Genomic DNA, 19,637 nt, shown 5'->3' on the forward strand with positions numbered 1-19,637 from the left:
CTACAGGGAGACCGCGAGCTGCACGCGGCTGTGGCGCGGGTGCTCGATCTCGTCGAGGAGTGCCAGGGCGAGATCCGCGTGCGCGATCCTGCCGGGGCCGTCGAGCACCGTGCTCACGGCCGTCCGGTAGCCGCCGGTCGCCTCCGCCTCCGCGTTCAGGTCGAGCGGCGGCACGACCATCAGCCAGTCGAGCTCCGGCCCGGCCTCGGCGGACAGCAGGTCGAACTCGGCCACGTGGCCCTGCGCGAACGCGCGCCACTCCGCCGGGAATTCGGCCGCGTCCATGATCCGTACCCCCGGCGCCGTCTCCAGCGTCGTCGCGATCCCGAGGGTCAACAGCCGTCGCACGCCCGCCTCCGTGAGACCGGCGACCATCGCCTTCGCCGCCGTGGTGAAGTACTCCTCCGAGGGGACGTCCAGACGGACCGAGGCGTTCACGGCGGCGTCATGGCCGGCCGCGAGGGCGGCCACCGAGGCCGGGTCGGTGGCGTCACCCCGTACCAGCGTGACCGAACCCCCGGCCAGATCCGGGTGCTTCGACGGGTCGCGCACCACCGCCGTCACCCGGTGGCCACGGGCCACCGCCTCGGCCACGGCCGCGCGGCCCACGCGTCCACCCGCACCGAAGACCACGATGTTCCCGCTGACGCCGGTGCCGTCGTTCATGTCGTTGCTGCTCATGTCGTTGTCCATGGCAGGACCGTAGGACGGGGGTGCCTGGTTACTTCAACGGTACTGGGCTAGCTTCGGGGGCATGAACCAGCCGCTGCCCGCCGACCTCTTCCACGACCCGGACTGCTCCGACCGCGCACAACCCATCCGCGTCGGCGGAAAGTGGACCGCCGTGGTGCTCCGCTGCCTGGAGGACGGGCAGCCGCGCCGCTTCTCGGAGCTGCGCGTCCCGCTCCACTGGGTCACCCCCAAGGTGCTCACCGAGACCCTGCGCACCATGGAGCGCGACGGGTTCCTCACCCGCACCGTCTACGACGAGAACCCGCCCCGCGTCGAGTACGCGCTGACCGCCCTCGGCCGCTCGCTGATCGACCCGCTCGACAACGCCTGCGCGTGGGCCCGCGCCCACGTCCCCGAGATCACCGAGGCCAGGACCGCGTACGGGCACGGCCGGTGAGGGAGACCCTGGCCCACGCCTCCCACCCGACCCCGGCATAGGCTCCCGGGCATGATGCCCGAAGAGCTGCGGCGCGGCCGATACGTGAGCCTGACCACCTACCGGAAGAACGGCACGGGGGTCGCGACACCCGTCTGGTACGCGGTGGACGGCGCCGAACTGTACGTGTGGACCCGCTCCGACTCCTGGAAGGTCAAGCGCCTGCGGAACGACCCGCGGGTCACGGCCGCCGTCTGCGACATGCGGGGGAACGTCCCCGAGGGCGCCGAGCACGTCGCCGGCGAGGGCCGGCTCGTGGACGGGGAGGAGCTGCGCCGGATCCGGCGCCTGCTCTCGCGCAAGTACACCTGGCAGTTCTGGCTGACCGACGTGCCGGCGACGCTCGCCCGGCTCGGGAAGCGTCCGCACGCCGGGATCGTCGTGCGCTTCGGGTGAATTGTGCGGCGTGGCACCCAAAGGAAAACGGTCCGTAGTCGTCCCGTAACACGACTGCGGTCCAATACCCGCGGACCGGAAGGTTCCAGTCGACTGCGGGGCAGGTGCGTGACGCATGACGGTGTATCAACTTCCGACGGAACAGGCCGCGTTCGCGCGCTGGCTGACCGGGCTCGCGGGCCGCATCCCGCCGGGCGGAGGCTGGTACGGGGTCTTCGCCGAACGCGACCCCGACGGGCTGCGCGCCTGCTTCGACGGGACGGAGATCCTGCCCTGGGACGTCGTCGAATCCCTGCTCCAGGACGCCGGGGAACCCGCCGACGGACCGATCGCCCTGCGGGGCAGGACGCTGTACGCCGCGGCCACCGGCGCCCATGACCGCCGCCCCGGCGGAGCGGAGGCACTCGCCGAGCGCCGGGAACTCATGGAACGCGAACGCCGGTACGCCGAATCCCGTGCCCGAGAGCTGGGCGACCGGCTCCGGGCGACCCCGGCCCCGCCCCCGGAGGAGACCGCCCGCCTGGAACACGACCTCGCCTGGACCCGGGACGACCACGCGAGAGCGACCTCCCGCCTCACGGACCTGACGGCCCGCCTGCGACGCCTGGAACAGCACGCCGGGACGGCACCGGCGCCGGCACCGGCGCCCGCTCGCGCTCCGGCGCCCGCGCCGGCTTGGGCCCCGTCGCCCGCACCCGACCCCGTACCCGCACCCGACCCCGTACCCGCACCCGATCCCGTACCCCCGAAAGCCAAGCGGCGGCCGCGGGGTGCGCGGTACGCGTGGCTGGAGGGTGGGGACGAGGGGCAGGGGCCGGTGGTCGCGCCCGTGCCCGCGTCCGTGCCGTCGGCCGGGGGAGCGGGGCCCCGGGGGGCCCGGTTCGGGGCCGCCGCCCCGCCCGACCGGGAGCCCGGCGCGGTCCAGACCTCGGAGGCGGATGCCGTCGAGGCCGCCCGCGCCGCGGCCAACGCGGTCTACGCCCTCCAGAGGCTCCGCGCCCAGGGCCGTAGCGGCGATGCCCACGCTCTGCTCTGCGAGGCGCTCAACGGACCGGCCGACCGGCTGCCCGCCCTCGCCGGAGAGCTCCACCGTGCCGGGCTCGGCGCCGACTGGTCGATCCTGCTCTGGGAGGCCGCCTCGATGCCGCCGGGCCATCTCGCGGCCGTCGCCGGAGCGCTCGCCGACGCGGGCCGGGCGGCCGACTGCGAACAGCTCCTGCGCCAAGGTGTGGCACGGCCGGTCGAGGAGCTCGCGGGCGCGTGCGACGCCCTGCGGGCCGAGGGACACCACCGGGAGGCCCGCGCCCTGCTCACCGCCTTCGTCCGGGTCCGCGCACCCGAGGACGCGGCCCGGCTCGCGGGCGAGGACCCGCGCGGCCTCGTCCCGCTGCTGCTCGACGCCGCCCGCGCGGTGTCGGCGACCCGCGAGCGCGACCTGCTCCACGCCCTGCGCGTGGCGGGCCTCGCCGGCGCCTGACCCGAGGGGGAGGGGGGCGGGCCACCGCACGTGTCAGTCCTTGCCCGTACGTGTCGGTACGTGTCCGACGTGGACCACTCGGGTATGAAACATGATCGACCCGGCCGCTTCCCGGCGGCGGTCTTGCTCCGAGGTGTGACGGGGCTTACGTTCTCCTCCTACGCACCGCGTCTACGTGCGTAGAGGCTCTCTGACGCCGTGCCGAAGGAGCAGCTCATGACCGACGTCGTACGCGCCGCGCTCGTCCAGGCGACCTGGACCGGCGACACCGAATCCATGATCGCCAAACACGAGGAGCACGCCCGGGAGGCCGCCCGCCAGGGCGCCAAGGTGATCGGTTTCCAGGAGGTGTTCAACGCCCCCTACTTCTGCCAGGTCCAGGAGCCCGAGCACTACCGCTGGGCCGAGCCCGTCCCCGACGGCCCGACCGTGCGCCGGATGCGGGACCTCGCCCGGGAGACCGGCATGGTGATCGTGGTGCCCGTCTTCGAGAGCGAGGGCGAGGGCTTCTACTACAACACCGCCGCCGTGATCGACGCCGACGGCAGCTACCTCGGCAAGTACCGCAAGCACCACATCCCCCAGGTCAAGGGCTTCTGGGAGAAGTACTACTTCCGCCCGGGCAACGCCGGCTGGCCCATCTTCGACACCGCCGTCGGCAAGGTCGGCGTCTACATCTGCTACGACCGCCACTTCCCGGAGGGATGGCGCCAACTCGGCCTCAACGGAGCCCAGCTGGTCTACAACCCCTCCGCCACCCACCGCGGCCTCTCCTCCCACCTCTGGCAGTTGGAACAGCCCGCGGCCGCCGTCGCCAACGAGTACTTCGTCGCCGCCATCAACCGCGTCGGCGTCGAGGAGTACGGCGACAACGACTTCTACGGCACTAGCTACTTCGTCGACCCGCGCGGCAAGTTCGTGGGCGACGTCGCCTCCGACAAGACCGAGGAACTCGTCGTCCGCGACCTCGACTTCGGCCTCATCGAGCAGGTGCGGCAGCAGTGGGCGTTCTACCGGGACCGCCGCCCCGACGCGTACGACGGGCTGGTGCAGCCGTGAGCAGCCTCCACGACCGCCACCGCGCCGTCGCCCCCGAGTGGCTCGCCCTCTACTACAAGGACCCCCTGGAGATCACCCACGGCGAGGGCCGGCACGTCTGGGACGCCGAGGGACGCAGATACCTCGACTTCTTCGGCGGCATCCTCACCACCATGACCGCCCACGCCCTGCCCGAGGTCACCAAAGCCGTCGCCGAGCAGGCCGGACGGATCATCCACTCCTCCACGCTCTACCTCAACCGCCCGATGGTGGAGCTCGCCGAGCGGATCGCCGCCCTCTCCGGCATCCCCGACGCCCGCGTCTTCTTCACCACCTCCGGGACCGAGGCCAACGACACGGCGCTCCTCCTCGCCACCGCGTACCGCGGCTCGAACCAGATCCTGGCCATGCGGAACAGCTACCACGGCCGCTCCTTCTCCACCGTGGGCATCACCGGCAACCGAGCCTGGTCGCCGACCGGCCTCTCCCCGCTCCAGACGCTGTACGTGCACGGCGGCGTCCGTACCCGCGGCCCGTTCGCCCAGTACACCGACGAGCGGTTCACCGAGGCCTGCGTCGCCGACCTCGAAGACCTCCTCGGCCACACCCGCGACGTCGCCGCCCTCATCGCCGAACCCGTCCAGGGCGTCGGCGGCTTCACCTCGCCCCCCGACGGTCTGTACGCCGCGTTCCGCCGCGTCCTCGACCGGCACGGCATCCTGTGGATCTCCGACGAGGTGCAGACCGGCTGGGGCCGTACCGGCGACCACTTCTGGGGCTGGCAGGCCCACGGCCAGGCCGGACCACCCGACATCCTCACCTTCGCCAAGGGCATCGGCAACGGCATGTCCGTCGGCGGGGTCGTCGCCCGCGCCGAGATCATGAACTGCCTCGACGCCAACTCCATCTCCACCTTCGGCGGTTCACCCGTCACCATGGCCGCAGGGCTCGCCAACCTCTCGTACCTCCTGGAGCACGACCTCCAGGGCAACGCGCGCCGCGTCGGCGGCCTCCTCCTCGAACGCGTCAGGGCCGCCTGCGCCGGAGTCCCGGCGGTACGGGAGGTCCGCGGCCGGGGCCTCATGATCGGCATCGAACTCACCGAACCGGGCACCGAGCGGGCCGATCCCGACGCGGCCGCCGCCGTCCTGGAGTCCGCCCGCGAGGGCGGCCTGCTGATCGGCAAGGGCGGCGGCCACAACACCAGCACCCTGCGCATCGCCCCGCCGCTCTCACTCACCGTGGCCGAGGCCGAAGAGGGCGCGGAGATCCTCGAACAGGCCGTCAGGGCCCTGTAGTTCCGGCTCATCGAGCAGGCCGTCAGGGTCCTGTGGTTCCCGCTCCTCAAGCAGGGAGAGTCCCGTGAGCAGCACCCGTACCCTCATCCGGGGCGGCCTCGTCGTCACCGCCGCCGACGAAGTCCATGCCGACGTGCTGATCGAGGACGGCCGTGTGGTCGCCCTCGCGGCCCACGGCTCGGACGTGGCGGCCGGCTGGACCGCCGCCCGTACCCTCGACGCCACCGACCGCTACGTGCTGCCCGGCGGCGTCGACGCCCACACCCACATGGAACTGCCCTTCGGCGGCACCTCCGCCTCCGACACCTTCGAGACCGGCACCCGCGCGGCCGCCTGGGGCGGCACCACCACCATCGTCGACTTCGCCGTCCAGACCGTCGGCCAGGGCCTGCGCGAGGGACTCGACGCCTGGTACGCCAAGGCCGACGGCAACTGCTCGATCGACTACGCCTTCCACATGATCCTCTCCGACGTCAACGAGCACACGCTCAAGGAGATGGACTGGCTCGTCCAGGAGGGCATCACCTCCTTCAAGCTCTTCATGGCCTACCCGGGCGTCTTCTACAGCGACGACGGCCGGATCCTGCGCGCCATGCAGCGCTCCGCCGACAACGGCGGGCTGATCATGATGCACGCCGAGAACGGCATCGCGATCGACGTCCTCGTCGAACAGGCCCTGGCGCGCGGCGAGACCGACCCCCGCTACCACGGCGAGGTCCGCAAGGCACTCCTGGAGGCGGAGGCGACCCACCGGGCCATCCAGCTGGCCCGGGTCGCCGGCGCACCGCTGTACGTCGTGCACGTCTCGGCCCAGGAGGCGGTGGCGGAGCTGGCGGCGGCCCGGGACATGGGACTCCCCGTCTTCGGCGAGACCTGCCCCCAGTACCTCTTCCTCTCCACCGACAACCTCGCGGAGCCGGGCTTCGAAGGCGCGAAGTACGTGTGCAGCACCCCGCTGCGGCCCAGGGAGCACCAGGCGGCGCTCTGGCGCGGGCTGCGCACCAACGACCTCCAGGTGGTCTCGACCGACCACTGCCCGTTCTGCTTCACGGGGCAGAAGGACCTCGGCCGCGGCGACTTCTCCAAGATCCCCAACGGCCTCCCGGGTGTGGAGAACCGCATGGACCTCCTCCACCAGGCCGTCGTCGACGGGCACATCTCGCGGCGCCGCTGGATCGAGATCGCCTGCGCGACCCCGGCCAGGATGTTCGGCCTCTACCCGCAGAAGGGCACGATCGCCCCCGGCGCCGACGCCGACATCGTCCTCTACGACCCGCACGCCACCCAGACCCTGTCGGCGTCCACCCACCACATGAACGTGGACTACTCCGCGTACGAGGGGAGGACGGTCACCGGCCGGGTCGAGACGGTCCTCTCGCGCGGCGAACTCGTCATCGACCGGCGGGAGTACGTGGGTCACGCCGGCCACGGCACGTTCGTACCGCGCTCGACCTGCCAGTACCTGGACTGAACCACCCGACCGCACCGAACGAACCAGGAGGTCCCGCGTGGACTTCGGACTCGTCCTGCAGACCGACCCGCCCGCCTCGCAGGTCGTCGGGCTGATGCGCCGGGCGGAGCGCAACGGCTTCCGCTACGGCTGGACCTTCGACTCCGCCGTGCTGTGGCAGGAACCCTTCGTCGTCTACAGCCAGATCCTGGAGCACACCACGAAGCTCCACGTGGGCCCGATGGTGACGAACCCCGGCACCCGCACCTGGGAGGTCACCGCCTCCACCTTCGCCACCCTGAACGACATGTTCGGCAACCGCACGGTCTGCGGCATCGGCCGCGGCGACTCCGCGATGCGCGTCGCCGGCCGCAAGCCGAACACCCTGGCCCGCCTGGGCGAGGCCATCGACGTCATCCGCGACCTCGCCGAGGGACGGGAAGCGGTGGTGGACGGCAACCCCATCCGCATCCCGTGGGTGAAGGACGGCAAGCTGCCGGTGTGGATGGCGGCGTACGGGCCCAAGGCCCTCGCCCTGGCGGGCCAGAAGGCGGACGGCTTCATCCTCCAGCTCGCCGACCCGTTCCTGACGGAGTGGATGGTCAAGGCGGTCCGGCAGGCCGCCGCCGACGCGGGACGCGACCCGTCCGCGATCACCGTCTGCGTCGCCGCGCCCGCCTATGTGGGCGACGACCTGGCGCACGCCCGGGACCAGTGCCGCTGGTTCGGCGGCATGGTCGGCAACCACGTCGCCGACCTGGTCGCCAGGTACGGCGAGCACTCGTCCATGGTCCCGGACGAGCTCACCGCGTACATCAAGGACCGGCACGGCTACGACTACAGCCACCACGGCCGCGCCGGAAACCCCGACACCGCCTTCGTCCCCGACGAGATCGTCGACCGCTTCTGCCTCCTGGGCCCCGCCGAAGCCCACATCGAGAAGCTCCGCCACCTCAAGTCCCTGGGCGTCGACCAGTTCGCCCTCTACGACATGCACGACAACCGCGAGGGCACCATCGACGCGTACGGCTCCGACATCATCCCGGCACTCCGCCGAGAGCACCCGTGAAACGCCTCAGGCCGGCGCGTCCTGGGGACGGGCCGGCCTGAGGGATCGGGTGGGGCTACAGCTCGACGCTCGGGTTGTCCCCCGGGAACTCCGAGGGCAGCCCGTCGGGTTCTACGGCGCCGGTCGCGAGGCCGGTGAGGTAGTCCGTGAGCGTGCCGTCATACGTGGCCCAGTAGCCGTTGGTGGTCTCGACGACGACGGTCCAGGCGTCGGGATCCTCGGCGGCGGTGTGCCAGTAGAAGGCGTCGCCTTCGGCCGAGTCCCCCCACGGGATCAACCCGCCGGCCGCCGGATACGGAACGTAGCCTTCGGTCATGTCCTCGTCGGACAGACTCGCGAGGGGCCGCAGGGACTCCCTCACTCCGTCGGCGAACTCCGCTTCCCGTCCCGGATCGGGGAGGTGCACGCTCAGGAAGTCGGAGAGCGAGAACGCCGGATAGGCCTCGGCGAGTTCCACGAAGTCTCCGGGCAGCGTCGTTCCCAGGTCGCCGCAGAGCTCATCCCATGCGATCCTCCTCGGCTCCCTCGCCTTGAGGGGACTCAGATTCGGAATGGCCCGTTCGAGATCGTCGAGGTTCAACAGGTCACCTGCGGGGTCGGTACGTTGTTTATCTTCACGGAGAAGAGTCGGCCCTTCTGCGTGAACGCGTCCATGTTGATCGCCGTGGGGATCTCTCTCCGCCCGTTCCCGTACTCCAGTTTACCGAAGTAGAGAACCGGGTTTCCCCCGCCGTTGGTCTTGTCGAGAACCGTCGCCATCCGGTTCTCGCACTTCCTCATGTCCGGAGTGTTCATCTGCGTGTGACCGGTGAAGATGTTCTCCTTGATCCAGTCCCCGCGGAACCTGTCGCCGAGGATGTGCGACCTGTTGAAGCGGTACTTCTTGGTGCCCGGAATCTTCTCGGACTTCCAGCCCGGGGGCTCCCAGGTCCCCTTCCGGTTGGCCCGGTCATTCTTCTTGAGGTCGTCCGGGCAGATGAGGGCGGCGACACCCGTGGGCGCGTCGTCGACGAGCGGCATGTAGCGGAAGCGCTCGGACCTGTCGCGGTCGCAAGGATTCTTGCCCCCGTTGGGCGCGCTCACCTGGGCATCGGGGCTGTTGTACATCGCGGCGGCTTCCGCGGGGGTGAACCCGAAGGTCTGCATCATCTCCTGGAAGTCTTCCTTGGAGAACTGCTTCATGTAGCCGACGTCGATCTTCCACTGGCTGTCGCCGGTGCCCCAGTCGAATTCCGGACGCCGAGCGGGGGCCGGGTTGTTGGGGTTCTGGTTGATGACCTTCAGGGTGTTGACGAGCGAGCTGCTCCCCCCGTTGCCACCGCCGTGACCGCCACCACCGCCGTGGCCGAGACCGCCGGGACCGCCGTTGCCGCGGCCCCGGGACCCGCTGGCGGCCGAGCCGATCTCGCCGCGGGTCGGGGTCCGGTAGTCGCCGCGCGACCCCCTGCCCCCGCAGTCGGTGTGGTACCAGTACTTGTCGCAGTTCCGGTAGCCCCGGAAGGGCGAGGTGTTGGTGGAGGAACCCGGGCTGCTCGAACTCCTGGAGGAGGAGTAGTACTCCTCCTGCCCCTTGGACCGGTTGTACCTGGTCTCCAGCTTCAGGTAGCGGGCGAGCTGGGAACGCATCGACTCGGCGGTCTGGGTCGGCCTCGGCGGCGACCAGGTGCGGTACGGGATCATCGTGCCCATCGAGCCGCTGCCGCCTCCCATCTCGACCCGGTGACCGGACGGGTCGATCCCGTTCATCGGGCTCGCGTTGGCGTACGTGTAGCGGTTGGCCTGGACCGACGGGTCCGGGTGGAGCTGCCACGTGTCGCGGCCGGTGAAGCCGCCGGTGCCGGGCTGGTACCAGCGCGCGGCCATGTTGACCTCGCCCGTGGACGAGTCCGTCCAGCCGGACTGGTAGCCGACCGACGGAGTGGTGCCGCTGCTCGCGGTCACCTTGCCGGAGGCGTCGTACGCGCGGGACGAGGTGACCGACGTGCCGTCCGCGGACAGGCTGGCGACCAGGTCCGTGTGACCGTCGGTGACGGCGAGCCGGGACGAGTCCGCGGCCCCGGTGGTGGCACTGGCGAGCAGCGGTCCGTCGGGGTTGCGGCTGTAGGTGGACGTCCCGTCCTTGACCAGGTTGTTGGAGCCGCCGTCGTAGCTGAAGCCGCTTCCGTTGTGGGTCATGATCCGGTCGAGCGAGTCGTACGTGAAGGTGCTCGTGCCGTTGTTGACCGTACGCTCGAAGGCATCCGATTGGATTGTGCGGACCGGGCCGTTGGAGTCGGTCACGGCCTTGACCGTGCCGCGCGCGGAGTAGTCGAAGGTCTGCGTGCCCCAGCTCTGGAGGCGGTTGCGGGAGTCGTACGCGCCGGCGATGTCCCCCTTCTTGGTCAGGTTGCCGGCCTTGTCCCATTCGTAGGCGGTGGTGGTGCTCCCGCTGGTCTCGGAGGTCATGCGGCCGGCGAGGTCGTAGGCGTACGTCCGCGCGCCCGCCCCGGCGATGCCGGTCGTGGTCTTCTTGACCAGCCGGTCGGCGAGGTCGTACTCGTAGGCGAGGCCCTGGACTCCGGTGCCCGTGCCGGTCTGCCTGACGCTGTCGTCCGCGAGCCGGCCCAGAGCGTCGTACGTGTACGAGCGCCTCGAACCGATCGTGTACGTGCCGCCGGCCGCGGGGCGTGCGTACTCGTCGACGGTCGGTCGCCCGGCCGCGTCGTAGTCGTTGCGCACCTGGGTGCCGGTCAAGGGGTCGGTCGTGGTGTCGAGGCGTCCGGCCAGGTCGTAGGTGAAGGCCGTCGTGCCCGCCGCGTCCGTACGGGAGGTCAGCTGACCGTCCGCGTCGTACACGTACCCGGACCGGCCGCCCGGGCCCTCGCTGGAGAGCAGTTGGCCGCGGTCGTTGTAGGTGTACGTGTTGCCCGCGAGGACCCCGTCACCGCCGACGCCGGTCAGACGGCCGGCGAGGTCGTACGAGAGCGAGCGCGGACGGGTGGCCACGGCGGTGCCGGAGCCGGTCTCCGCCGTGAGCCGGTCCAGCGCGTCGTACGTCTTCTGACGCTTGACGTTGCCCGGGAGCAGTTCGGTGACGAGCCGGCCGCCCGCGTCGTAGACGTTCGTCCAGGTGCGGTTGTTCAGGGCCGGGTGCAGCGTGGTGCTGGGTTCGATGGTGGATTCCTGGAGTCCCCACGCGTTGAAGGTGTAGTACGTGGCCTTTCCGCGGCCGTCGGTCAGCCGGGTGCGGTTGCCCGCCGCGTCGTGGCCGAAGGTCGTCGTGATGGAGTCGCTGCCCGTGACCGGTTCGACCTGCTTGGTCATCCGGCCGAGGGCGTCGTAGGTGTAGGTGCGTCGGGCGCCGGTCGCGGAGACCGATGCAGTGACGTTTCCGTCGTTGTCGTACTCGGACGAGACCGTTCGCAGGACCGTCGTTCCGGTTCCGTAGTCCGACACGGTCGTCGGCTTGCCGAGGACGTCGTACGCCGTGACCGTCCTGCGGCCGGTCGCGTCCTTGCTCTCGGTCTGACGTCCGAGACCGTCGTAGGAGGCACGCGTGATGCCACCCATCGGGTCCGTGGCGGTCAGCACCTCACCGGCGGTGCTGTAGGTCGCCGTGGTGCGGCGGCCGCCGGGCGTGGTGGACCCGGTCTGGTTGCCCGCGTCGTCCCAGGTGTAGCGGGTGACGAGGTTCTGGAGCGTGGGCCTGCGTTCGACCGTCGTGTCGGTGAGCCTGCGGCCCAGCTCGTCGTAGGTGGACTCGGTACGGGCCCCGGTCGGGTCGGTCGCCGAGAGCGGAAGACCGGTGGGGGTCCAGGTGTAGGTGGAGACACCGCCGCCGGACAGGTCCGTCGAGGTGCCGCTGAACGTGGTGGCGCCCGGGGCCTGGAGGCCCTGTCCGCCGCCGGGCGCCGGGTCCGTCCTGCGGACCAGGTGGCCCAGCTGGTCGTACGCGAAGTACGTCGCACGTCCGAGCGGGTCGGTGGTGGAGGCGGGGTTGCCGAGCTTGTCGTACGTCATGCGCGTCACGGCCGTGATCGGCGTCGTGGCGCCGGGGGCCGTGTAGTCGGGCAGTGTGACCGCCGTCGGGCGGCCCGACGTGTCGGTCTCCGTACGGGTCACCAGGCCCCGTGCGTCACGCGCCTCGGTGATCTCGCCGAAGGTGTTGAAGCCGACGAGGGACGTGGGGGCGACGGCCGTGGCCGCGCCGCCGTTCTCCTCCGCCTGCACCTGCGGGGCCGTCGTCCCGACCAGCCGGCCGAGGACGTCGTAGCGGTGGGTGGAGGTGTTGCCCCGCGGGCTGACCTCCGTGACCGGCATGCCCCGTTGGTCGAAGGTGGCCGAGGACGTCCGGCTGCCGGTGCCGTCGGTGACCGTGGTCTTCTTCGGGTTGCCCGCTCCGTCGTATTCGGTGGACGAGGTCAGCTTCTTCCCGGCTGCGTCGATGGACTGGCTCTCCTCGGTGACCTGGTCGTCGCCGTTGTAGGCGAAGGTGGTCACCCGGTTGAGGCCGTTCGGGTCGAAGACCGAGCGGGTGACCCGTCCGGTGGCGTCGACCGTGTGGACCGTGGTGCGGCCGCCGCTCGCGGTCCGGGTGACCGCGTTGCCGGCGCCGTCGTACACCGTCGAGTCGAGGAGGATGTCCTTCTTGCCGCCGTTCGCCTGGGTGACCTGCTTCGCCGTCGCCGTGGCCTGGAGGCCGTCGTCGTAGTACGTGAAGGCGGTCGTCGCGCCCATCGCGTCCGTCGTCGAGGCCAGGCGGCCCGCCGGGTCGTACGCGTGGGAGACCAGGACCAGGTCACGGGTCTGGCCGGACGGGTCGCCCGTCCAGTCCTTCAGCACCGACTCGGCCGGCTGCCCGCGCTTGGTGAACGCGTGCGTGACGACGGTGCCCGCGGCATCCGTCTCGCGGACCACCCGGCCCAGCGCGTCGTGTCCGAAGACCGTCTCGTTGCCCGCCGGGTCCGTGGTGCTCTCGACCAGGCCGAGGGCGTTGTAGCGGTAGGTGGTGGTGCGGGTGGCGTCGCCGCCGGTGGTGTCCTCCGCGGACTCGGTGAGCAGGCGCCCGTCCGCGTCGTAGGTGCGGGAGATCCTCGCGGTGTGCGTGACTCCGGTGATCTCGTTCCTGACCCCGGGGCCCGTCTCCGACGAGACGCGTGACATCGCGTTGTACGTGTATGAGGTCGTCGCGCCGCCCGGGGTGGCGTCGGAGACCTGGGTCTCGGTCAGCTTCCGGCCGATGCCGTCGTAGGTGTACGTCGTCACCAGACCGGAGGGCTCGGTGGTCCTGGCCAGGTCGCCGCTCGCGAAGTAGGCGTACGAGGTCGTGGCTCCGCCGGTGCTCTTCTTGGTGGCGACCAGGCCGGCCGGGGTGCTGCCTCCGGCGACCGCGGGTTCGGTGCCGTCGGTGTACGTGGTGGAGATGGTGCGGCCGTCCGCCAGCGTGATCGTGTCGGTCAGGCCGAGCGGCGTGTACGTCGTGGTCGTGCGGTAGCGGTTGTCGTCCGGGCCGGTGGAGCGGCCGTCGCGGGTGGAGAGCTGCCTTCCGTTGCGCGGGTCCAGCGGGTCGGACGCGTTGTGGTGGTACTCCGCGAAGGAGGTCCAGCAGGAGTCGGCGTCCCGGCAGGTCGTCGTCGAGACGGTGTTGCCGCGCTCGTCGTGACCGGTGATGGTCGCGTGGCCGTTGGGGTCGGTGACCGTGTGCAGGAAGCCGCCGGTGTCGTACGCGTACGTGGTGACACCGCCGTCCGCGTCCGTCGTGGCGGAGCGGCGCTGGCCGCGGACCGCGTCGAACGTGCTGGACGTGGTCGCGCCGGTGGGGTCGGTGACCGTGACCGTCGAGGTGAGCGACGAGGACGCGGAGGTGACGCGCGCCGCGTACTGGTCGGCGACCTCGTCGGCGCTCAGGCCGCGGCGGTAGACCGCGACCTCGTCGAGCGCTCCGGTGAAGTAGCTGACGTGTGCCGGGGCGGCGGGCCAGCTCTTCGCGAAGCCCGCACCGATGTAGGTGCGGTTGCTGCTCTCGTGGTTGACGGGCGCACCGGACCGCGTCGCGACCTGGGCGCCGTCCAGGTACAGCGTCTGGACATCACCCTTGACCGTGACGGCCGCGTGGTGCCACTGGTTGTCGGTCACCGTGCCGGGTGAGGCGTTCGAGGCGCCCGTCCCGGAGAAGTACTCGCCGTGGAGCTTGCCGTCGGTGCCGACGTAGAGGATCGGCGCCCAGTTGCCCGAGGGCTCGGTGGCACCCGCCATCGGCGCCGACTGGTTGGCGAGCATGACGCCCGCCTTGTCGGTGCGGAACCAGAGGCTCGCGGAGACGTCCGCGCTGCCGATGCCGACGCCCGGGACCTCCGCGTAGCCGTCGCCGTCGAACCGCGCGGCCGTTCCGTCGCCGGTGTCGAAGGCGCCGGTGACGCCCAGGGTGGCCTTGGTGTAGGTGCCGGTGCCGTCGAGGGCGGCGACCCTGCTGGTGACCTTGGTGCCGGAGGTCTCGTCCAGGCGCCAGTAACCGGCCGGATGCGCCGCGGTGACGACGCCCCGGTACTGGTCGGCCGTTCCGCTCATGGCCTTGTTGCGGGCCGTGAAGTGCTCCGTGACGTCCTGGGCGGTCAGTTCCTTCGCGTAGAAGGCCGCCTCGTCGAGCCGGCCGTTGAAGTACCGGGTCGCGCGTGCCTGCCCGTCCCAGGTTTCGCTGGAGTAGCCGGCGCCCAGGTAGGCGTGGACCAGGGTCTCCGGCTTGACCGCACCGGACTTGGAACCGATCTTCGCACCGTCGAGGTACAGCGACTGCCCGGTCGGGCCGCCGGTGATCACGACGTGGTGCCACCTGTTGTCGGTGACCTGGACGCCGCCCATGACCGGCCAGCCCGCGGACGGACCGTCCCACAGGTGTCCGCGCAGTTTGCCCTCGCCGTCGACGAGCAGACTCGCGTTCCACATCGTGGGGGTGCTGCCGATTTCCGCGTTCTGCAGACCGAGCAGGACACCGCTGGGCTTGTCCGTCTTGAACCACAGCTCCACGGAGAGCGAGGTGGCGTTGCTGATGGACTCCGCCGGTACGGAGATGGCGCCCTTGGACCCGTCGAGGGTGACCGCGCCGTCGTCGCCGTCGAGGAAGGTGCCCACCCCGCCGAGCGTGACGCCGTCCCGGTAGGAACCGTTGCCGCCGTCGGATATCTCGTCCGCCGCCGCCGCGCCGCTGCTGTCGCCCAGGCGCCAGTAGTTGACGGGGCCCGCGGTGTGCACGGCGTCCGCGTAGACCTGGGAACCGGACGCGTAGCGCGGGGAGGAGACCTGCCAGGTGCCGCCGTTCTCGTCGGTGGCCTTGACGACGCGCTCGGTGTCGTTGTCGTACTCGGCCGTGCCGCCGACCCGGCCCGAGGGCAGGGTCACCCGGGACAGCTTCGACGCACCGCCGCGGGCCTGGTGATGGGCGCGGACGGAGCCGGCGTCGAGGGCGCGGTGGTAGACCGCGACCTCGTCCATCAGCCCCTGGTAGTGGCGCGTGCCGTAGGTGCCGGCGCCGTCCCAGGTGTGGTCGGTGAACCCGCCGCCGAGGTAGGTGAAGGACTTGACGGAGTGGTTGACGGGCCCTGCGAGGGTGCCGACGGCCCGGCCGTCGAGGTACAGCGTCTGGCCGGTGCCGGTACTGGTGATCACGGCGTGGTGCCAGGCGTTGTCCGTGACGGTGGTCGGGGAGCTCATCGGGACCACACCGCCGTCGGCCTTCTCGAAGGCGCCGCGCAGCTTGCCCGCCGAGTCGACGAACAGCACGGGGTTGTACACGCGGGGATGGGTGGGACCCAGCGGGTCGTCCTGGAAGCCGACGAGAACCCCGTTCGGCTTGCCCGTCTTGAACCACAGCTCCACGGACAGCACGGTGGAGGCGGCGAGCGTCGACTCGGGCAGCTCCACGTAGGAGTTCGTGCCGTTGAAGGACGCCGCCTTGTTGTCCGTGCCCACCACGGCTCCGGCGTGGCCGAGGCCCACGTCGCGGTAGCGCCCGGCGTTCATGCCCGTGCGGGAGACGGCCTCGCTCCGCGCGGCCTCGCCCTCGGTCTCGCCGAGCCGCCAGTAGGCGACCGGGTTGGCGTCCTGCACCATGCCCCGGTACTGGGAACCGGCCGTGTACGCGTACACCGTGCACGCGGTCGTGGACGACGGCGGGCAGACCTTCGTGAGCAGGTCACCGGTGTAGGTGTAGGACCAGACGAGAGCCGGCGCGGACGGGCCGACGGCGTCCGTGGAGACGGACGCGACGTGCGCGCCGCTCCAGGTGAACGTCAGCGTCCGCCCGGACTGGACGTCGGTCGCCTTGGTGAGCCTGCCGCCCGTGTAGGTGAGCCGCTGCTCGCGGTCGTGGCCGTCCTTGACGTTGGTCAGCAGGCCGGTCGCGTCGAAGGTGTACAGCGTGGCGCCGGCGTCGCGCAGCGTCCAGCCGCCGCCCGTGACGGCGGTCAGTACGCCCATCGAGCCGGACGGCGCGCTGTACGAGTTGTCGCTGTTCCTGCCGTAGCGGACCTGGTTGCCGGCTGCGAGGGTGATCACGACGCTGCCGTCCGGCTCGGACGTGGCCCGCATGTCCCAGCGGGTGGCCCAGCCGGCTCCGAAGGCGCTGGTCGTGCGCGGGTCCTGCGAGTTGTACGTGCGGGTGACCGCCAGCTCCGGGCCGACCGTGGGCACGGTGGCGTCCGTGGCGGCGGTGACGTAGTTGCCGGACCGCTCGCCGAAGCTGCGCCCGTTCTCGGCGCCTCCCAGGTGGGAGGTGATGACGGGCTGCGGTACCCACGTGGTCAGGATCGAGGGTGCGGTGCGGGCCGACTGGTCCTTGCCGTCGTTGGCGTACGCGTACCAGGCATACGTCTTGGCCCAGCTCAGCCAGCCGGACGGCACGGTCCAGCTCTGCGAGGCGGCGTGCGTGTTGCCCTTGCAGTTCTTCCGGGTGTCCTTGCCCTCGACCTCGCACACCTCGAACTGGTACGTCAGGCCGCTGGGGTACTTGTCGTGGTCGGCGGCGGATGCCCACAGGACGGGGGTGAGGGAGTCCACGAGCGTTCCGCTCGGAGGGCTCGCCGCGGTGATGTAGGGAACGGCGTTGGCCGCTTCCACCCTCATGGCCGCGGCGGGCACGCCCTGCGAGGCGAAGGAGTTCACCCCGAACTCGTCCATCGTCCAGGCGATGGAGTAGGTGCCGGGTGCGAGCGGGGCGATCCGGGCGTCGAGCGTCACCGTGGCGCCCGGCGCGACGTCGTGGGGCATGTCGGTCCAGCGGATCTTGCTCCAGTAGTCACCGCCGACCTGGTTGCCGTTGCCGTCGTACAGGTCGTAGCGCAGCTTGAAGTTGCTGCCCTTGGTCCAGGTCTGCTGTCCCCGGTTGGTGACCGTGACCTTGAAGACGCCCTCGGAGGTCGCGGTGATGGGGGCGACGAAGTTGCCGAGTTGGTAGCTCGCGCCGTACTTCGTCCAGGACACGTCGAGGCTCGGAACACCGCCGGCGTAGTCGTCGGAGTGGAACTGCTTCCAGCTCTTCGAGTCGTCCGTGGCGGCCTTGACCGCGAGGCCGTAGTTCGGCGTGCGGCCGTGCGTCCAGTCGTCGACCAGCGCGCGGCCGGACGAGCCGAGGGGGATGGTCTCCCACGCGGGGGAGCAGGACCACGTCTCGGTCCCGGTGGGCCGCCAGCCGTGGGCGAAGCTCTTCGACCCGAGCGCCGGACCGGTCGAAGGACCGGGGTACACGGAGGTGCTCGCCTCCGACCAGTTCGAGGTGATCTGGTGCACGGTCACCGGGCGGGCCGTGCAGGAGCTCGACCAGGAGTTGTAGAGCGCCAGGTTGGCGCTGATGACCCAGGCGTTCTTCAGACTGCCCGTGTTGAGGCCGTCGAAGCGCAGGAAGCTCGCGGCCTTGTGGCCACCGCCGTCGTACGTGCCGACCTTGAGGACGTTGGCAGTGGAGAAGTTGGTGTTGTACGGCGACTCGACGTACGTGCCCGAGGTCGCGCCCACGCCGTTCACGGACGGGTCGACCTTCACGGGGTAGACCCGCTCCGGGGCGGCGAGCCACTCCCGGTCGAGGGAGACGACGAGCGTCTGCCGTCCGGAGAGGTTTTCGAGACGGTAGGTGACCCCCGCGGAGATGACGCCCTCCGAGGCGTTCTCCTGGTGTCGGGAGTCCTCCATCCACCCGGCCGGCATGCGGGCCTGCTGCCGGCCCGCGGGGTCGGTGAAGACCACGCCGCCGTGACCGTCGAGCTGCGCGGTCAGGCCGTTCAGGGCGAGGGGGAAGCGCCACTCGGTGGGGGCCGAGCGGTCCTTGAGGACGAGTGTCTCCTTGACGGAGTTGCTGCCCGCGATGAGTTCGACGTCGGAGGCGCGGCGGACGTCGCGGTAGGTGATCACGCTTCCGGAGACCGTACCCCGGCTGTGCGAGGCGCCTTCGATCGCGTATCCGAGCGATGCGGTCTCGGACACGGAGAGGCGCACCAGCGGCGCGGCGTCGGCGTACTCGCCCAGGGCCATGGCGTCCTCGGTCGACCTGGGCTGCCATGCCGAGCCCGCGGGGGCCGAGGCCCGCGCCGTGTCGGAGCCCTTGGCCAGCCGGGTGTCGATGCCCTGCCACGTGCCGTCGTCGCCGCGGAAGTTGACGGGCTCGTTGTAGAACCGGGTCGTGAAGGTGCCGTCGGGGTTGGCGAAGGTGCGGCCGCGCTCGGTGCGCTGCGCGGGCACCTCGGTGCTGGCCTTCGGGACGAAGCCCTTCGGCGCCGCCACCTCGGGTGCCTGGACCTTCACGAACGGCGTCCTGGCCGGCGGCTTGGGCGCCTGGCCCAGGCGCAGCGGCGCGGTGCCGCCGTCCGGGGGGAGCTCGTCCGGGGCCTTCAGCGCGCCGCCGCGTCCGCCTCCCGCCGTCGCGTCCGTGGCGTCGCCGGGGGCGCTGTGGCCCCGCCCGCGTGCCGATCCCCAGCCCTGTTCGGGCAGTTCACCGGCTCCGTAGCCGGTCTGTGCGACGAACGACCTGTCCATCGCGAATGCAGCCTGTTCTGTACCTGCCAGAACGGCCATGACGAATGCCACCAGGAGTACCAGTGGTCGCGCTGTGCGCACGGAATTCCCCCACATAGACGATCAGTGGGGTTGTCCTATCCACTTTCACTCCTTGCGCACAAGATCCGCCCAGACGTGGCCCCTTCCGCCTCCCCGCCGGAGGCGGGTGGGTATAGACGGCTTTGGTGAGTGATCGACGGACAAACCGGCCCCCCGTCGGCGCCGCCTGAGTGTGTGACATCACGTCGCGGGCGGGAACTCTCCAGGGCTCCGCCCGCGCCGGACGGCAGCGTCCGAAGGACCGGGCTGACATCCTGGGGTCATGAGCCCTGAAGAACCGCCCCCGCGTCCCCTGCTGGTCGTGGACGCGGCCAACGTCGTGGGATCGGTGCCGGACGGGTGGTGGCGCGACCGGAGGGGGGCCGCCGAGCGGTTGCGCGACCGGCTCGCCGCGACCGGGGGCCCGGCCGACGGTCCGTACTCGGGCCCGTACGAGATCGTCCTGGTCGTCGAGGGCCGCGCCCGGGGGGTCTCCTCCGTTCCCGGCGTGCGGGTCGACGAGGCTCCTGGCAGCGGCGACGACCTGATCGCCGAACTGGCCCGGGAGGCGGAGGGCCGGCCGTGCCTGGTGGTCACGGCCGACCGCGAACTGCGCCGACGGGTGGAGGAGACGGGCGCCCGCTGCACGGGCCCGCGCAGCCTCCCCCAGCCGCCCGCCTGAA

Annotated in this window: 11 protein-coding genes; 8 read left to right on the forward strand and 3 right to left on the reverse strand. The window is 71.1% G+C overall.

Annotated elements, in window-relative coordinates:
- Positions 1 to 693: an NAD(P)-dependent oxidoreductase gene (locus ABT034_RS05705; RefSeq protein ID WP_351211594.1), complete on the reverse strand. Its 693-nt coding sequence runs from the start codon at positions 691 to 693 to the stop codon at positions 1 to 3.
- Positions 694 to 754: 61 nt separating this feature from the next.
- Here ABT034_RS05705 and ABT034_RS05710 point away from each other — a divergent pair, with 61 nt between their 5' ends.
- The 7 genes from ABT034_RS05710 (at position 755) to ABT034_RS05740 (ending at position 7,896) form a co-directional block, all read left to right on the forward strand.
- Complete coding sequence (locus ABT034_RS05710) at positions 755 to 1,129, forward strand: winged helix-turn-helix transcriptional regulator (RefSeq protein WP_351211595.1); 375 nt, start codon at positions 755 to 757, stop codon at positions 1,127 to 1,129.
- A 51-nt stretch (positions 1,130 to 1,180) separates the two neighbouring features.
- The gene (locus ABT034_RS05715; protein ID WP_351211597.1) at positions 1,181 to 1,564 is read left to right on the forward strand and encodes a PPOX class F420-dependent oxidoreductase; all 384 of its coding nucleotides are present in this window, start codon (positions 1,181 to 1,183) and stop codon (positions 1,562 to 1,564) included.
- Between the two features lie 115 nt (positions 1,565 to 1,679).
- Positions 1,680 to 3,041 (forward strand): UL36 very large tegument protein, encoded by a 1,362-nt coding sequence (locus ABT034_RS05720; protein WP_351211599.1) that lies wholly within the window; start codon positions 1,680 to 1,682, stop codon positions 3,039 to 3,041.
- A 216-nt stretch (positions 3,042 to 3,257) separates the two neighbouring features.
- The gene (locus tag ABT034_RS05725) at positions 3,258 to 4,100 is read left to right on the forward strand and encodes a nitrilase-related carbon-nitrogen hydrolase (RefSeq protein ID WP_351211601.1); all 843 of its coding nucleotides are present in this window, start codon (positions 3,258 to 3,260) and stop codon (positions 4,098 to 4,100) included.
- Positions 4,097 to 5,377, forward strand: a complete 1,281-nt coding sequence (locus ABT034_RS05730) for an aspartate aminotransferase family protein (RefSeq protein WP_351211603.1) — start codon at positions 4,097 to 4,099, stop codon at positions 5,375 to 5,377. The genes ABT034_RS05725 and ABT034_RS05730 overlap by 4 nt, the downstream gene beginning before the upstream one ends.
- A 64-nt stretch (positions 5,378 to 5,441) precedes the next feature.
- Entirely contained in the window at positions 5,442 to 6,848 is a 1,407-nt protein-coding gene (gene hydA / locus ABT034_RS05735) for a dihydropyrimidinase (RefSeq protein WP_351211605.1), read from the forward strand.
- A gap of 37 nt (positions 6,849 to 6,885) precedes the next feature.
- Entirely contained in the window at positions 6,886 to 7,896 is a 1,011-nt protein-coding gene (locus ABT034_RS05740) for a TIGR03842 family LLM class F420-dependent oxidoreductase (protein ID WP_351211607.1), read from the forward strand.
- 55 nt (positions 7,897 to 7,951) lie between these two features.
- Here the strand turns inward: ABT034_RS05740 and ABT034_RS05745 are convergent, their stop codons facing one another.
- Entirely contained in the window at positions 7,952 to 8,476 is a 525-nt protein-coding gene (locus ABT034_RS05745; protein WP_351211609.1) for a hypothetical protein, read from the reverse strand.
- Entirely contained in the window at positions 8,473 to 18,894 is a 10,422-nt protein-coding gene (locus ABT034_RS05750) for a LamG-like jellyroll fold domain-containing protein (RefSeq protein WP_351211610.1), read from the reverse strand. The genes ABT034_RS05745 and ABT034_RS05750 overlap by 4 nt, the downstream gene beginning before the upstream one ends.
- A 343-nt stretch (positions 18,895 to 19,237) precedes the next feature.
- Here ABT034_RS05750 and ABT034_RS05755 point away from each other — a divergent pair, with 343 nt between their 5' ends.
- Complete coding sequence (locus tag ABT034_RS05755) at positions 19,238 to 19,636, forward strand: NTP pyrophosphohydrolase (RefSeq protein WP_351211612.1); 399 nt, start codon at positions 19,238 to 19,240, stop codon at positions 19,634 to 19,636.
- Position 19,637 lies beyond the last annotated feature (1 nt).

The sequence above is a fragment of the Streptomyces sp. NPDC002773 genome (assembly GCF_040295605.1).
Lineage (GTDB): Bacteria > Actinomycetota > Actinomycetes > Streptomycetales > Streptomycetaceae > Streptomyces.

Coding starts and splice junctions, on each gene's coding strand:
- ABT034_RS05705 (WP_351211594.1), bottom strand. CDS start 693: ATGGACAACGACATGAGCAGCAACGACATGAACGACGGCACCGGCGTC.
- ABT034_RS05710 (WP_351211595.1), top strand. CDS start 755: ATGAACCAGCCGCTGCCCGCCGACCTCTTCCACGACCCGGACTGCTCC.
- ABT034_RS05715 (WP_351211597.1), top strand. CDS start 1,181: ATGATGCCCGAAGAGCTGCGGCGCGGCCGATACGTGAGCCTGACCACC.
- ABT034_RS05720 (WP_351211599.1), top strand. CDS start 1,680: ATGACGGTGTATCAACTTCCGACGGAACAGGCCGCGTTCGCGCGCTGG.
- ABT034_RS05725 (WP_351211601.1), top strand. CDS start 3,258: ATGACCGACGTCGTACGCGCCGCGCTCGTCCAGGCGACCTGGACCGGC.
- ABT034_RS05750 (WP_351211610.1), bottom strand. CDS start 18,894: ATGGACAGGTCGTTCGTCGCACAGACCGGCTACGGAGCCGGTGAACTG.
- ABT034_RS05755 (WP_351211612.1), top strand. CDS start 19,238: ATGAGCCCTGAAGAACCGCCCCCGCGTCCCCTGCTGGTCGTGGACGCG.